This is a genomic window from Candidatus Neomarinimicrobiota bacterium (genome assembly GCA_021734025.1).
Taxonomy (GTDB): Bacteria; Fidelibacterota; JAANXI01; order JAANXI01; family JAANXI01; genus JAANXI01.
Genome location: JAIPJS010000003.1, coordinates 293,477 through 309,329, shown reverse-complemented (window position 1 = coordinate 309,329; position 15,853 = coordinate 293,477). Strand labels below are relative to the sequence as shown.

The following is a 15,853-nucleotide window of genomic DNA, read 5'->3' as shown; positions in this document are numbered from 1 at the left end:
TTTTGTCCGAGCTCATATGACCTCCCCTATTATCAATATGATAAACGGCGTTATGAAAATGATAAATTTATTATCACCCAATCACTGGAAGTGCAGAGCATCAATATATCACCGCAAGGCAACTTGTGGTATATTTATTGTACTATATACGGTGGCTGTTATTTTCTGACATAACATAACCCGGTGAAATGGTGCAAATAATTCGCCCTGTCCATCCTTGGAAGATACTTGTTTCGGTCAGCCTGATACTTATTACTCTGCTGTTCTTCCAGGTCATATCTGCTAAAACCCCGACTAATTCGACAGATATCCCCCGCCTGGATTTACACGTCCACTTGTCCGACAGCCTTTCCATAGAGAATGCGGTGAATTTATCCCGGAGTAAGGATGTTCAATTTGGAATCGTTGAGCACCCGGGAACCTGTCCGTATTGCCCAATTCAAAACGATGAGGGATTACGCAAATATATTTCTCACCTGAGGAATTTTCCGGTGTTGGTCGGCATACAACCTGTGGTTCCGGGCTGGCGTGACCTGTTTAGTCCGGAATTGTTGGAGGAATTGGACTATATCATCATGGACGCCATGGAAATCCCCCAGGAGGACGGCTCTATCCTGCGCATCTGGCTGGAAGACACTCAGGTTGAGGACTTCGATTCGTTTATGGAGATGTACGTTGACTATTATATCCGTATTCTCAATGAAGAAGGTATCGACATTCTGGCCAACGCTACCTTTCTGCCGAAATGTCTTGAGGACAGGTATACCGAAGCGTGGACTCCCGACCGAATGCAACGCATTATAGATGCGGCAGTCGCCAACGATGTGGCCATTGAAATTAATTCGTACTATAAAATACCGAACCGGGAGTTTATTCAACGGGCCAAGGCACACGGCGCCAGGTTCTCCCTGGGAACAAACAGCCGGAACAACTATGCCGGGACCATAGAGTATGCCCTTTCCATGGTAAAGACGTGCAATTTGGAACACTCGGATTTCTTCATACCGGAGGCCAAAGATTAAAGTGGGTTTTAGACAATGATACCTCTACTTCTATAATTCTAACTATTAAACCAATGGACAGACTAATGAACAAACCAATCTCCGGAAACCTACTCCGTTTATTTCTCATATTCATCGTTACGGTGCCATTACTGGCCCAGACACCACAGGAACAGCAGGTGGAAAGCCTGTTACGTCAGATGACCCTGCAGGAGAAGCTGGAGTATATCGGAGGGTACAAGGGTTTTTACATCCGCGGCATCGACCGGCTGGATCTGCCAGAGATCAAGATGTCCGACGGCCCGCTGGGTGTGCGGAATTACGGACCGACGACGGCGTATCCCGCATCGATTGGACTGGCCGCATCCTGGAACCGCGAACTGGCGAAATCCTTTGGTGAGGCAATGGGACGTGATGCCCGGGCGCGTGGGGTGCATATTATCCTGGCACCGGGGGTGAATATCTATCGCGCGGCAATGTGCGGCCGGAATTTCGAATATCTGGGCGAAGATCCGTACCTGGCAAGCCAGATGGTCGTGCCGGTTATCCGGGGCATACAATCCCGGGAAGTTGTAGCCACCGTGAAACATTACATCGCCAACAACCAGGAATTCGACCGCCACAACGTGAGTTCGAATGTTGATGAACGCACTCTGCGTGAAATCTATATGCCGGCATTCAAGGCGGCGGTCCAGGAGGGTGACGTCGGTGCGCTGATGACGGCCTACAACCTCATCAACGGTACGCACGCTTCTGAGCACAACTACCTGATTAACGATGTGCTGAAGGATGAATGGGGTTTCAATGGCCTCGTCATGTCCGACTGGGTGTCGACCTACTCTACCCTGGGGACTGTTAATGGCGGGCTCGACCTGGAAATGCCCTCCGGCAAGTTTATGCACCCGGATTCAATTCAGCGACTAATGAATGAAGGCAAAATCCGGGAATCCACCATAGATGAAAAAGTCCGGCGTATCATTCTTATGATTGTCAGGTTCAATTTCATGGAACGGGATCAGGAGTTATCCAGTATTTCCAAAGATGATCCGGAAAGCAAAAAGGTCGCCCTGCAGATGGCCCGGGAAGCCACAGTACTGCTAAAGAATGACGGCGGGCTGCTTCCGCTGGAGAAAGACAACCTCACCCGTCTGGCGGTGATCGGCCCGAACGCACATCCCCTGATCCACGGCGGCAGTGGCAGTTCCTATACCACACCGGCGCACACCGTGAGCATCTTGGACGGAATACAAAATATCGCCGGCGAAGACGTGGAAATCGTGTACAAACGAGGAATAAATGATAAAAGTGGCACGCGAACGTACGGAAAATCGACGTTTTCCCTGGCAGATGGCACAATTGGCCTGCGTGGCCAGTACTGGGATAATCAGGAGTTTCGCGGGAACCCCTCTCTGGAGAGAATAGACAAACAGGTCAATTTCGTGTTCAACGAACATCCGCTGGGTGGCGATGATAACTCGGATTTCTCTGTGAAATGGTCCGGGCAAATTAATCCCAAAGAATCCGGCAACCACCGGTTTTACGTAACCGGCGACGATGGCTACCGGTTAATACTCAATGGTGATACCCTGTTGAATGCCTGGATTGACCAGGCGCCGACGGCACGGAGCGCCGTCTATGCGATGGAATCCGGCGAAACGTATGATGTAGTGCTCGAATATTACCAAAATGGCGGCGGTGCGGAAATCCGGTTCGGGTACGAACAGGAACAGGTCGAGGAAATTGACGACGCCGTAAAGGTGGCAGTAAATGCTGACGCGGTGATACTGTGCGTTGGGTTCAGTCCCAATACTGAGGGCGAAGGACGGGATCGGCCGTATAACCTTCCGGAGGATCAGTTAGAGCTTATCCATAAAACGCTGGCAGCTAACGAAAATACCGTCGTTGTCCTGAATGCCGGCGGTAACGTCGGAATGGACACCTGGATAGGCGATGCACCTGCTCTGCTCCATGCCTGGTATCCGGGTCAGGAAGGCGGTACGGCTCTGGCGGAGATTCTCTTTGGGGCAGTCAACCCGTCGGGTAAACTTCCCGCATCGTTCGAGGCAAAATGGGAGGATAGCCCTGTATACGATTCCTATTACGACGAGGACGGCGACAAGGCCGTGAAGTATTCCGAGGGCATCTTCCTGGGATACCGTCACTTTGATCGGGTCGATACCACACCACGCTTTCCGTTCGGCTACGGACTCTCTTACACCACCTTCGAATACGACGATTTGCATTTTGATGTCGAAATCGAGGGGGATGTTCCGTTTGCAATAGCGTATTTTACCGTAACAAATACTGGAGAGACTGCCGGCGCCGAAGTGGCGCAGATCTATGTCTCCGACCTGGAATCCTCCGTGAGGCGCCCCGTAAAAGAACTGAAGGGCTTCGAAAAAGTCTATCTCAACCCGGGCGAATCGAAAAACGTGGAGATTATGTTAGACACGGATGCGTTCCAATATTATGACGTGAATAACAAGACCTGGACGCTGGAGCCGGGGGAATTTGATATCAGAGTCGGGAGATCCTCGGAGAATATTATATTGCGAGAGAAGATAACGATATAATTTTTTTCCTCTTCCTCCTGTCCAGGCGGTAGATCATCCCCCTGTCCCCCTTCAAAGGGGGAACGCAGTGAGTGGATTTGTGTGCATAATATTGGGTTTTTCGGAAAAATTTATCTGGCTGCGCGAAGGAATACCGTACATTATAGTCACGGAACAGGCGGATTTTCCTCTATCCACCCTAAAATTACCCGCTCTACATTATCAATATCGGTCATAACTTCCTCGTCCGAAAACCTGAGTACTGTGAATCCAAAATTCTCGAGTTCCTTTTGCCGTACCTTGTCTTTCTTCCACTGTTCTTCGATATCGTGCGTTATACCATCCACTTCAATAATCATCATCAGCTCCTTGCACATAAAATCCGCGATATAGTTATGAACAGGACGCTGACGAAGGAACTGATACCCTCTCATCTTTCGCGCCCGCAATAATTCGGTCCATAATCGTATTTCAGCCTCCGTGGAATTGTTACGGAGTTTTCTGGCGTAGTCTTTCAAATTTTTATTGTAACCGTAATTATTGTGTTTGCCATCCATTACTTTTTTAGTGTCATCCCCCTGTCCCTCTTCAAAGGGGGAACGCGGTGAGTAGATTTGTGTGCTTGATTTTAGAATTTTCGGAAAAATTCACCAAAATCTGTCGCTATTTTTTACATACCCGGGGATTAATTAGGATTCACATCGTAAATGCTTAGTTTCAGATATGTCTTCCCTTTATTGGAGGCAACGCGCCTCCGTTAGGTAGTGTACCGGTCTGTACTATTTTGTCGCCTTTAAAGGGGGACAGCGAGCGAAGTGAGCCGGGAAATAATGGAACACCCCTTCAAAATCTCACGGCCAGACCAATATTCCCCAAAGCTTAACCTCGTATTGAAAAACTAAATTTTCCCCTCAACTCATTATAATTTTTTGCAGTATCGATATAATCCATTACCGAGACATAGTCTATCTTCAATCCTAAACTCAGATTGCGGGATAGTCTGTACTGGGCCCCTCCATTCAGCGTAATCTTCTGATTATCAAGCCCGGGGTCCCCCTCAGGCCGCGGCTCTTTAAATCCATCCACCAGGTTAAAGCCAACAGAGATATTCAAGGCCTTTTCAAAAAATTTATATCCGACCTTCGCGCTGGATATCCGGAACGTGGTGGAGTTTTGGTCGTCCGTTACCGGAGTATTCTTTGAGAACCCACCGCCAAGTAAGAGCTGCATCGGGAAATGAAAACCGAGAGAGAGTGCACCTGTAAATGAATTAGTGGTGAAATCCCGGTTATCTTCAGAGGTCGAATTCCTGTCTGTATAGTTCATATTCATAATACTACCATTGATATTGGCCGAGATATCATACAATTGAAACCTGTATGACGGGGCAATCGTATGTGTCACCGTTTTGTTGTCATTCAGAACCACACTCTCCTGTCGCTGCTCAACGCCCTCTGGTAGTTCCCCGGACCGGTTCATAAAACGCAGCGAATAATTAATCATAGGTAGATTCCTGAATCGGAGCCCAATTCCCCCCGAAACAGTATTATTCGTTGTTGTTTGGGGTCTGGTATCACCGGCAATATTATCAAATGTATTCTCGTATCCGGCGGAGAGAGAAACTTGGTTTTTCATGATCCGCGTACGTATCCGGGAGCGAAGCCCCTGAATGTCTGTCTGAATTGAGGGGTTTCCCAGAGAGGCATAGTTCGCAGGAACTCGCAAATACTCAGCCATCACATTCGATTCCCCAATCCCAATGGGCACCGGAGTGTTAAATTCAACCCGGTAAGTCCCCTGCTTAATCATTTTATTTATGACATAATCCCCCGCATTGAAATCATCCATGTTCGGAAACGCCGTAGACAATCCACGGCCTTTTGCGCTGCCCAACACCAGGTCATCAGTCAACGGAAATCCCAGTGTGCGTTCGATATTATCCAGTAGATCTTCTTCCAGACCACCAACTTCTACCAATAAGGAGTCGCCGGCGTTTACATCGTTCAATGCCGAAAGTGCTACCTCCCCGGAAAGACGAGTCCTGTCCTGAAATAAATGCAGGGTAGCGTCCGCACCCGCCACGAGATTGCCCAGAAAGGTGTAATTCCCCTCCAGGGACTTATAGGGTAGGTCCAGGCTGGTGGTCATATCATAGGCCCGAAAACCACTGATGCCAACGTTAAAATGCCTGAAAAAATCGACCTCTGTTCGCAATCCATTGAATATGCGGGTTGGTGTACCTTTGGTGTGCTGAACATACATGGTGTCACCAGGGGTAGTTTGGAGCAGACTCCATTGTGTGGAGTCCGGGTGGGTTCTGGTGATGCTGGTAACCAGTTGTTTGGTCTCGCCCTGGATGTATGTAGTCTTCCACCATCCTAGTTTCAACTGGGAGGTTAACCCCCTGACTCGTGTACCCTTCAGGGTTAATTCGGTAAACTGGGGCGTATAATCGCCGTAAATCAGGTCCAGCCAGGGTGACCGGATATCCAATTTCAACCGGTTTAGGGGTTGACGTCGCTCTGCAAGTTCGATAGCTGTCTCATCGATGATATGGGTGTTGAGAAGCGCTGATGTGTTTACTCTGAATTTCCAAAGATCAAACTTGACCCGGGCGTTGATACGGTGTTGATCAATGGGGCGATTAAGTGGCTGGGCTTTCCCGATATATCTATCGTAATCGGTATCGAGCCCTATACTCCAGCTAAAATTGAGATTTTCCTGCCATCCCGGGGATGCTTCTTTGGCTTGGGCAGTCTGTAACTGTTCTCGTCCGACCGCGAAAGAATAGGATTGTGCGAACGCTTTTCCGTCCGTTGTTTCCAGGTGCAAAGATATGGTATGTTCACCGGCGCCAAAGGAGGCCGGCGGTACATAAGATATGATATCGGCGGTTATCTGGGCCTGCCGAGTGACACTATTGCCATCCACCAATAGCTGTATGCTGTTCATATTCAGCTGCTGCTCAGGATCATACAGTGAAAGTACAACAATCTGGTTGGGATCTTTCAATATCTCATCCGGATCGGGAGTCAGTAAACTAATATTCAAGTCTTTTAACTGCCCTGCCCCTACAGGAGAGAATACACGTAAACTCAGCGGATCATTCTCCCCATCGTCAGGATATGTACTCTGGTTCCCGTGAATATCCTCAGCCCAGAAATAGTAAAATAGCGTTCCGGACTCTACCTCGTTGGGTGGTATTTCCGCAACATAATTTACATCGAATCTCATGGGGATGGATGTAAAATTCCGGTCCGGAGAAAAGCGATAATAGAGTAGCACCCGGTTGACCTCAGATTGGTCATTTACCAGGGCCTCAATTTGTATCGAGGAATTCTCATAGGCCGTTTCGATTGTCTCAATAGGTATAAAAGTCGGTGCCTGCCCGTCGTCCTGAAGTGCCATCGCCGGCCCCACTGTCAGCAAAACAAGAAAACTGAGAAAAAGGTGGCCCCTAATTTTCATTTTTGGCCACCTTCCCTCTGGCCACCTGGGCGAACGGCGAGCCGGAGAGTAATGGAGCCGTCAGGATTTTCAATTTCCTCCACTCCGGCTATCTCATACTCGCCGGATTCAACCTTCTGTAACAGATCATCCACTGCCCCTCCTCCTTCTACAGAAGAAGCGCTAATGGTTCGACCCTCAATGCGATCGGCAACCTGCTTCAATCCCTTTTTCTGTGCAACCCTTTCCAGCTTCCCATTCAAGGCCTTCTTCTGTGTCTCCGTCCGGTAAAACGACATGCTCAAATCGCCCGAAGCCACGTCCTCGGCTCCGACAACGATTTTGTGCGTTCCCTTGTCGAGTGCCTTGGCCTGAAAGGTCGACCGCCCATTCGTAATATTAAAACTTACCTGGTTAGTCCACTTCTTACCATCGGTAGAAAAAACAACCCCTTCTCTTTCGCTGGAAACATTCACCGCGCCGGAATAGTTGCTTACGGACGACTGGCTGTTCAAATCCCGGATTTGCAACCCGATTTTCACTGGACTTTGTATTGGTTGCTGACCTTGTTTCTCCGGGTTAAGATTCACTCCCCAGTCCGGTTCAACCTCTTGCTCCCATGTCGGAATCTGGTTTTTCGGGATCTTCCTTGGTTGCTCAGGCGATTTACCAGCCTCGGCTTTCGACTGCATCTGTGCCTCAGCCAGGATGGTCCCCAAATCGTTTGTGAACTCCACCACACCATTGATAACGGTCAGCGTAGTGCTGCCATCCGTATCGTTCACTTCCAAATAAAACTCCGTTCCTTTGACAGCCGCGACGGAGGTTGAGGTTATTACTTCAAAATGGCCGTAGCTACCCTCCTTAACATCGGAATAGATTTCACCCTTATTCATATGTACCCTCGTATCCTGCTGATTTGCAGCGGATCGCTGGCTGCGAATCTCAACCTCGGAATTCTCGTGAATTTTCAGGAGGGATTTATCCAGAAAGAGGAGAGCAGCGTATTCGTTATCGCCGGTCACTATCCAGTCGCCCTGGGACAGCTGCTGCCCTCTGATCGCTGTCACAGACATTTCTCCTCCTGTTCGTCTCACCTCAACATTTCCCTTAACTTTCAGAACTGCGGCAATCATCTCCGGAGCAGCCATAGCCATAGGTTGCCATAACAATAGCAGGGTTGTAAACAGAATAATATGGATATTTTTCTTTTTCACAGTGTCTTTCTCCTCAACTCACTATTCCTCAACCAATTGCAGAATAATCACGGATTCCCCGGATGGGGTTGTAAATTGTCCAGTCCCACTCCAGTCTCCCAGCATATTCCCTTCCTGATCCAGCGCAGCCACCCGCCAGTAGTAGGTCTGGTTGTTACCAAGCGTCGGGACTTGTGCAAATCGGTTTTCAGTTAGTTCGTTATTGCTATAGATGATCTGCGAAAAATTCTCATTTGTGCTGACTTCAATGCCATATCTCTGGGCCCCAAGAACTGACTGCCAGAGGAATGACGGTGTCGTGGATACTGTGGTAACATTATTCGGACTCTGTATAACCGGGATCTTGCTGGCGCTGATAGAAAAATTGAACGAACCGCTGAAATCCCCCAGCGGACCGTCCTCATTCAGGGCCCTTACCCGCCAGTAATACGAATCATCGTATTCCAGCGGCTCGGCACCGACAGAGGGATACTGAGCTGTACTCTCGGAAATATTGGCATTTTTCCACAAAATACTGGAGTATTCCTCGTCCGAAGCCACTTCTATTTCGTAACCTGTGGCAGCGTCAATGGCCCCCCAGCTGAATTGCGGACGCAATGTCGAGACAGATGCCCCGGATGAGGGCGAATTTAGTGTGACAATAAACTCAGCGGTCAATGTAAAACTTCTGCCATCTGACCAGGGCCCTATCTCTGTTCCCTGGTTATTCAATGCCCGGACCTGCCAGAAATAGGTATTGCCCAATTCCAGGGCTGTTGCGTCAGAAGGATAGGTAAGGGAGCTTGCACCGGTTTGTAAACTCCAGGGATTTTCGAATCCGCTGTTATTTGAAAATTGCACCTGATAGGCCGCCACACTGTCCGCAGGATCCCATGAGAATGTTGGAGTTGTGGATGAGACATTCGCACCATCAGCAGGTAACAATCCTGTGACGGTAACAGGCTGTCCCGGACCACTGTCTGCTGTTGGTCCTCCGCCTTCCTCACCGGTTGTGAACCCACCGGATTCCGAGACACTCAGGACCTGTCCACCCTCAGACAATGCGGAAACACGCCAGTAATAATTCGTGCTGGTTTCCAGCGCTAAAGCAAAAGAAGGATAGGTCACGCTTGTTTCCTGGAGCTGCCGGCTCCAGTGGATATTTTCGAAATCAATTCCCCCGCTCAGTTCGAAAAGGTATGCTGCTGCTCCGTCAATACCCACCCACGAGAACTCCGGGTGAAGGGACACTTCTGCACCGCCAGTAGGGGAATTCAAAGTGGGTGCCGGATAGGGCTCCGTCTCAAAGTATCCCACGTCACTGTAAGGCCCGAATGGACTCCCGGTATCGTCAAATCCCCTCACCCGCCAGTAGTAACCTGTTCCATAATTGAAGTTATCGATGGAATACGGGACACTTGTACCGGTGACAGCTTGAGACAAGTGAACGGGAGAGAAATCCTGGTTCAGGGAGACTTCAAACCGATATCCGGCAGACTGAGGTTCGGTGGGCTCCCAGGAGAAACTGCCTTCCGTGGGATTCCCGGCCAATGTCGCCGGCTCGATGGACGGTACAAAAGCCGGAGTATTATTGGATTGAATTCCATGGGGTCCGTCTGCATCATACGCATCAACCTGCACATAATATACCTGGCCAAACTCCAGCAGGTTATCCGGCTGGCCGGGATCATTGTATACGATCTGTGGTGGAGGAAGAGACGAGGATTCCCATAGCACATTTGACATTTCCTCATCCGATGCAATCCGTGCTACATACCCGGTTGCCCCGGTAATCTGATTCAGAATATTGATGGTAATCCGGATACTTGAAAGTTCCACGGAGACTTCGATTCCAACTTGTTCATCTGCCCCGGGCTTATTTTCTATCTGGATCATCCGGACCTGAGAGGGTAATCCGTGATCCTCCCCTTCCTTCACGCCTTGGGCCCGGACATAATATGAACCGCCCCAGGCGATACCCTCCGGGCTAAATGTGTATGGAAATGCGGTGGTCCGAACATTTTCCTCGGCTATCACAGTAGCCATCTCCTGATCGGACGCCAGAGTGAGCCGATAGGTGTTAGCGCCTTCGATTGGGGCGAGCAATGTTATATTAAAAGCGAGGGGATTGTTCGGCGCAGGCTCCAGTGAAATCTCCGGGCGCTGGTTTGCCCCGGGTTCCACGCCGGTATTAAAGGAGACGATATCACCGGGTGCTCCTACCTGTTCACCGTTGTCATTAAATCCTGTGATACGGATATAATAGGTCTGGTCAAAATCCAATTCCGGATCCAACGCTGTCAATTCCTGCGGGAATGATGTCACATTCTCAAAAGTATTTCGGATTGCGGCAAATTCAATTTCATTGCTGATTTCTATGGTATAATTGGTTGCCCCCTCCACACCGCTTGAAAGGTGTACTGTCGGTACTCTGGGATTGGCCTCTGTTACATCTATATAGAACTGCGGCTGGCTTGCCACAGTCTCGTCGGTCTGTTCTTCACCAGTGGTGAATGAAATCACCTCGGACGGCAGGGAATGCGCCTCATCATCTCTGAGTGCCACTCCCTGTGCGTAATAAGTGGTCGAGTAGTCTAATTCGTACTCGTCAGAGGTAAGCGTGTAGTTCGTCAGAGTCAGATCATCTTTTTCCCAGAGACGGTTGGGAATATCAATCAGTCCGTCTCCTCCCAGGCCTGCACTGCTTCCGACAATCAGATGATACGCCTCGGCATTGACTACCGGCGGACTTATAGAGAACTGGACCTGCCGGGGTAAGGGGACACTTACCTGTAAGCCAGGTGCGGGTTCAAGTTCCCGTTCCATGGTCGTGAATTGACGAACTTCCGTAAACGACTCCTCTGGCCCGGGAACACCGTTGGCATCCAGCGGAACGACTCTCCAATTATATATCGTACCATGCTCAAGCTGGGGATCTGCATCCGGAGGATACCTGAAATTAGTGCCATTCACGGAGGCCGTGAAAAACGGTGTCAATACATCCGTATCCTCAGCGCCGGAAATTCTAATCTCGTATGAGAGGACACTCAACGGTCCCTCCCAGGTAAACGTCGGATTGACGGTCATATTTCCTTCACCCTGATTAGGGGATATGAGAGTAATAGGATTTATTGTGAAACTAAATGGAGTATAATCATCCGGCAGACCGACAAGATTTCCCGCACCATCTCGGAGCATCAGTTTCCAGAAATATGTCAAGCCGGGGAACAGCCGGTTCTGGGTAAAATAGTCTGTCATTGCCTGCGTAATTTGAAACGGGAGTGTCAGAATTTCATCATAACTAAATACATTGGCGTTCTGAACGTCCTGATCATCCCGATCACTGATCCAGAGTTCATAAGAAGATACCTCTGTAGGGACCGCCGCATTAAAGGTCGGCCGAACGGTATTCACCTGCTGGCCGATTTGTGGCTCCGGGCTCTGTATCGGTCCGATGGAAAAGTTCAGCACTTCACTCCAGGGAGATTCTTCCCCATCGGGATTTATACGGACCTTCCAGTAATAGGTCTCACTCGGTCTTAATCCGGGAACGTCCTGGGGATATTGAAACGGGATGCTCTGAATAATATCGCTCTGCCAGACATTCCCGTTATCGACAGCCGGATCATCCCCGTCACTAACCCAAATTTCATACGTCGTCGCACAGTTAATGGGATCCCAGTTGAATCGTGGCCGTACTGTTGTTAATTCACTTCCCATTCCAGGGGTACTCACATTCTGCTGGGTGATAACACTGCCATAATTAAAAGTTCGGATCTCGCTCTCAATTGGCGCTGGCCATCCCCATATACCTTGGTTATCCCCGGCGAAATCCTCCACATATTCCCGGGCCTGCACCTGCCAGACATACTGATACCCGCAAGCCAGATCCCTGTCGCCGGATGGGAATTGGACTTTAACGAGCTGTTCCCCTCCGTTTTCAACAACCCGGAGTGGATTTGCCATATCATCAGGCCAACCGGTGTCAAAAAAAATGGAGATATCATCTTCCAGCGCGTCCTGGAAACTGCTGTGCCCCCGATCCGGATTGAACTGAGCGATACGGAGACGGTAATCAATATTAATGCCCTGCTGAAATCCCGGGGACAACCACTGAAACCAGGGATACTCTTCTAAAACATTTTTCTCTCGGGTCGGATCCTGGAGGGTGATTGTGTTCACTACCCTGTTTTTAATGGTTGCGCCACGTCCGCCTTGATCCCAATTATAGACATCACTCCAGTCGTCATCGGTGGCATGGGCATGATCCCAGGAAAGGTCCAATAGCCGATTATTCGGCGTATCGATGATCCGCATAGCATTCTCATCCATATCCCGCCTCTCCACCCCCATCCACGCAGCGATTTTCACCTCATAATCGCCGGCTGGCAGCTTCCCGGATTCTCTCAACACGTCTTCAAACTCCTGCGACCCGACAAATCTTTCGGCAGTCCCTTCGGTGAAGTCCGCATTTGTCAATAACAGGCTTCCATTGGGTGGAATGTCATACGCCACAGAGACTCCCCAGGCAATAGTTCCTTCTTTTGACAATACAGAGGAATTGGAAACCGAAAGACGAAACTCCATTACCACTGAAGCTTCTTCATCCATAAAACTTTGGAGATTGACATTGAACAACATGATATCCGAATTCCAGTCTTGCACAGTAAACACTGCTGTATTCGTGATATTGACGTCAACTGTGAGCAAATCTCCCATAATATCTGCCCGGGATAATGCAGGCAGAAGCAAAATTGACATAATCAGGCTATAATTCGAGAGTCTTCTCATATCCACTCCTCCGTCTAAACGGGAATCTATGTTGAATGCTATTCATCAGTTTTAAAAAATGGGTAGGGTCGAAATTATTGATATGGCAGAGAGTGGGAAGGACCTGAATAGTTATCAATAATTTTATCCAATAAGTTGTATTAATATGGCATACTACAACATCAAATCCAACTACAAATTCGACACCATTGTGAAAGTATCGGATAGTAAAAATTCCTCAGAAATATTATCACTGAGAGATACCACCAGACCAATTACAACCCTGTAAACCAAGATCCCTATTTCAATGAAAACGAAGGTTCACTGGAAAAACACAATAAAGTTGATAAATGAAGTGTGTATGGCATTATTTAACCAATAGGAACGAAAATGAAATACGTTCTACTTGTGAAAAACAGAACTTTAACCTGACAACCTAAAATATTTATACACATAGAGCCGCATTGTCACAACAAGAAAACCCCGCCAACAGGGGGTTAGCGGGGTTTAAAATCAAGTACGCCCTACAGGACTCAAAATACCATTTCTCTCTTTTGCTCATTTTCCCCGGAGCTCCCTTGTATTTACCAGTATAATAGGGTTTCACATTGCTTAAGTCAACTCCGAATATAATTAAATAAGGGAAATTGTTGTACCTATAGCTGTACCATCGTATATTTAGTACAACTTAATTTATGTAGGATCAATAGTAATCGATCGGCAAAAAGGATAGTCATTATGGCAAAACTCAAATTTGTGTTACGCGAGCAGAAGCAACGAGAAGATGGGACGTGTCCGGTGTATTTACGGATCAGTCACGACCGAAAAACCCGCTTCATTGCAACAGATGTGCAGGTGCAGCCCTCCCAGTGGAACGCCGATAAGCAGGAAGTACGAAAAAATCACCCGAACGATACCCGGTATAACGATCACCTGGAGAGAGAAAAAAACAAGGCTCAAGATGCTATAATTGCCGTCAAAGACGATCACCATACTCAGTTGACAGCCAAAAATATAAAGGAACGTATCACCGGTGCAGACCTGAAAGATGCGAAGGCGTATTACGAAAAATTTCTCAATTTCCTCAAAGAACGCGAACGCCACTGGGACTATAAGAACTATAAGGTTGTTTTGAACAAATTAAAGGCTTTCACTGATGACGGCCCTCTCCCCTTTACCCACATCGACACCGATTTTTTACGGAAATTTGAGACGTTCCTGAAAAAGAAACCTTACAACAACGCTCCAAATACCATCTACAAAAATCTGAAGTATCTTCGGCGCGTGATCCGGGAGGCGGTGAAGGAAAAAATTATCCCGATGGAAGCCAACCCGTTTTTGACCTATGAGCTAAAAAAGGAACCTGTCACCAAAGACAAACTGTCGATGCAACAGATTCAAAAAATGGAAAATTTAGAATTGGAACCGGACACATGGGTATGGCATGCCCGGAATTTCTGGCTGTTTTCCTTCTACTGCGGTGGTATTCGTTTCAGTGATGTTTGCCGGTTACGTCAAGAGAATATTAAGGAAGATTCAGACCGGGGAAAAATATTAGAATACCGCATGGGAAAAACCGGTAAATTCAAATCAGTAAAGATATTGCCACAAGCGCTAGAAATTTTGAATCGGTACCCCACAACAAAGCCTGAAGATCGGCTCTTTCCCTTACTGGAAAAAGAGTATCCGTCCCATTGGGATGAGCAGAAACACATCGGAAGTAAGAATGCCCTAGTTAATAAGTATCTCAAAACATTGGCGGATAAAGCAAAAATAGATGTTAACCTTACATTCCATTTGGCGCGCCATAGTTACGCAGATTTTGTACGCAAACGCGGTATGGACTTATACAGTATAAGTAAGACGCTCGGACACTCCGACTTGAAAACAACGGAAGCATATTTAAAAAGTTTTGATGAGGATACCGTTGATTCGGCGCTTGAACAAGCATTTAATGGAAAGGACACCGAAAATGAGTAATTATTTATTGGACGAACTATTTTCTCAAAATAAACATGGGCAGTTAGAATTTAGACCAGCAGACCTCAATGAGGCTGAACACGTATTCCATTCACTGTTAAGGGAAATTGAGTATTATGCAGGAATGATACAGGAGGAAAAGGCAATTATTAACAATTATACCCCTATGTATGAAAAAATTAGTGCCCCAATATCAAAAGAAGATTACCTGAAAATTTTTAACAATTTGGTTAATGAAGAAAAATCAAAAATCGAGATATTTAAACAAAGAGAGAAAAACTTTCAGGAAAAATTTGAAATAGTGAAAGAGTGGTTCATTGAGACCCAAAATCCAATTCCAGGCTCCGAAAAATACAAAAGCCAAAAGGAATCGTTGAAACAATATATTAAAAATCTAAGGAATAAAATTAGAAACCAGCGAAAGAACCCTACAAAAAAACAAAAATTGAAAAATCTAGTTGATCAGGCTCGTAATGATGTAGCGGATGAGGAAACCGTAACCAAGTGGAAACAGAAAATCTATCATGAAATTACCCCTGATGGTACAAGAAGCAAATACCTTCATGATTTATATGAGGAATATAAAGCCATAGGGCTGGAATTTTCAACCGGTGGAATGAGTTGGTATAAAAATCCCGACTATGACCGAAGGAGAGGTAGACCATCAGATAAGTAATTTCCCAAATAAGTATTTTAAATTATTGATATTATTGTATTTAAAGTTATTCAAAAAAATTTCGTGTAAGTAATTATAAGATTTGCATCAAAATATTTCATAGCGGTATTGTCCCCATGAGTGAGAGAATAAAGGAAACAAGGAGGTTCTCATGGGACATACTAACAATTATAATATTTCCAATGGACTAACGCGCGGTGAACTCGTAGACAAAACTGAAGCACCGCCGTA

Annotated in this window: 8 protein-coding genes; 4 read left to right on the top strand and 4 right to left on the bottom strand. The window is 47.3% G+C overall.

Translation table 11 applies throughout. The features are described 5' to 3' along the window. Nucleotides 1–188 precede the first annotated feature (188 nt). A complete protein-coding gene (locus tag K9N57_05475) occupies nt 189–1,022 on the top strand; it encodes a hypothetical protein (protein MCF7803618.1) in 834 nt (277 codons plus the stop codon). A 65-nt stretch (nt 1,023–1,087) separates the two neighbouring features. After that, nucleotides 1,088–3,574 (top strand): glycoside hydrolase family 3 C-terminal domain-containing protein, encoded by a 2,487-nt coding sequence (locus K9N57_05470; GenBank protein MCF7803617.1) that lies wholly within the window; start codon nt 1,088–1,090, stop codon nt 3,572–3,574. Nucleotides 3,575–3,720: 146 nt separating this feature from the next. On the opposite strand, the gene K9N57_05465 is transcribed toward K9N57_05470, so the two are convergent. The 4 genes from K9N57_05465 to K9N57_05450 form a co-directional block, all read right to left on the bottom strand. Continuing rightward, the gene (locus K9N57_05465) at nt 3,721–4,110 is read right to left on the bottom strand and encodes a DUF559 domain-containing protein (GenBank protein MCF7803616.1); all 390 of its coding nucleotides are present in this window, start codon (nt 4,108–4,110) and stop codon (nt 3,721–3,723) included. Between the two features lie 322 nt (nt 4,111–4,432). Beyond that, nucleotides 4,433–7,021, bottom strand: a complete 2,589-nt coding sequence (locus tag K9N57_05460) for a hypothetical protein (GenBank protein MCF7803615.1) — start codon at nt 7,019–7,021, stop codon at nt 4,433–4,435. Continuing rightward, nucleotides 7,018–8,217 carry a FecR family protein gene (locus K9N57_05455; protein ID MCF7803614.1) on the bottom strand — a complete coding sequence of 400 codons (1,200 nt, stop codon included), beginning with the start codon at nt 8,215–8,217 and terminating at the stop codon, nt 7,018–7,020. The genes K9N57_05460 and K9N57_05455 overlap by 4 nt, the downstream gene beginning before the upstream one ends. A 21-nt stretch (nt 8,218–8,238) precedes the next feature. Beyond that, nucleotides 8,239–12,987 (bottom strand): hypothetical protein, encoded by a 4,749-nt coding sequence (locus K9N57_05450; protein ID MCF7803613.1) that lies wholly within the window; start codon nt 12,985–12,987, stop codon nt 8,239–8,241. 717 nt (nt 12,988–13,704) lie between these two features. Between K9N57_05450 and K9N57_05445 the strand changes: the two genes are divergently transcribed. Together K9N57_05445 and K9N57_05440 are read left to right on the top strand one after the other, a co-directional pair. Next, the gene (locus K9N57_05445) at nt 13,705–14,946 is read left to right on the top strand and encodes a site-specific integrase (protein MCF7803612.1); all 1,242 of its coding nucleotides are present in this window, start codon (nt 13,705–13,707) and stop codon (nt 14,944–14,946) included. Further along, complete coding sequence (locus K9N57_05440; GenBank protein MCF7803611.1) at nt 14,939–15,622, top strand: hypothetical protein; 684 nt, start codon at nt 14,939–14,941, stop codon at nt 15,620–15,622. Before K9N57_05445 ends, K9N57_05440 begins: the two co-directional genes overlap by 8 nt. Nucleotides 15,623–15,853 lie beyond the last annotated feature (231 nt).

What these genes read in the sequence shown, in the direction of transcription:
- K9N57_05440 (MCF7803611.1), top strand. Translation starts at nt 14,939, where the DNA reads ATGAGTAATTATTTATTGGACGAACTATTTTCTCAAAATAAACATGGG.
- K9N57_05460 (MCF7803615.1), bottom strand. Translation starts at nt 7,021, where the DNA reads ATGAAAATTAGGGGCCACCTTTTTCTCAGTTTTCTTGTTTTGCTGACA.
- K9N57_05465 (MCF7803616.1), bottom strand. Translation starts at nt 4,110, where the DNA reads ATGGATGGCAAACACAATAATTACGGTTACAATAAAAATTTGAAAGAC.
- K9N57_05450 (MCF7803613.1), bottom strand. Translation starts at nt 12,987, where the DNA reads ATGAGAAGACTCTCGAATTATAGCCTGATTATGTCAATTTTGCTTCTG.
- K9N57_05475 (MCF7803618.1), top strand. Translation starts at nt 189, where the DNA reads ATGGTGCAAATAATTCGCCCTGTCCATCCTTGGAAGATACTTGTTTCG.
- K9N57_05445 (MCF7803612.1), top strand. Translation starts at nt 13,705, where the DNA reads ATGGCAAAACTCAAATTTGTGTTACGCGAGCAGAAGCAACGAGAAGAT.
- K9N57_05470 (MCF7803617.1), top strand. Translation starts at nt 1,088, where the DNA reads ATGAACAAACCAATCTCCGGAAACCTACTCCGTTTATTTCTCATATTC.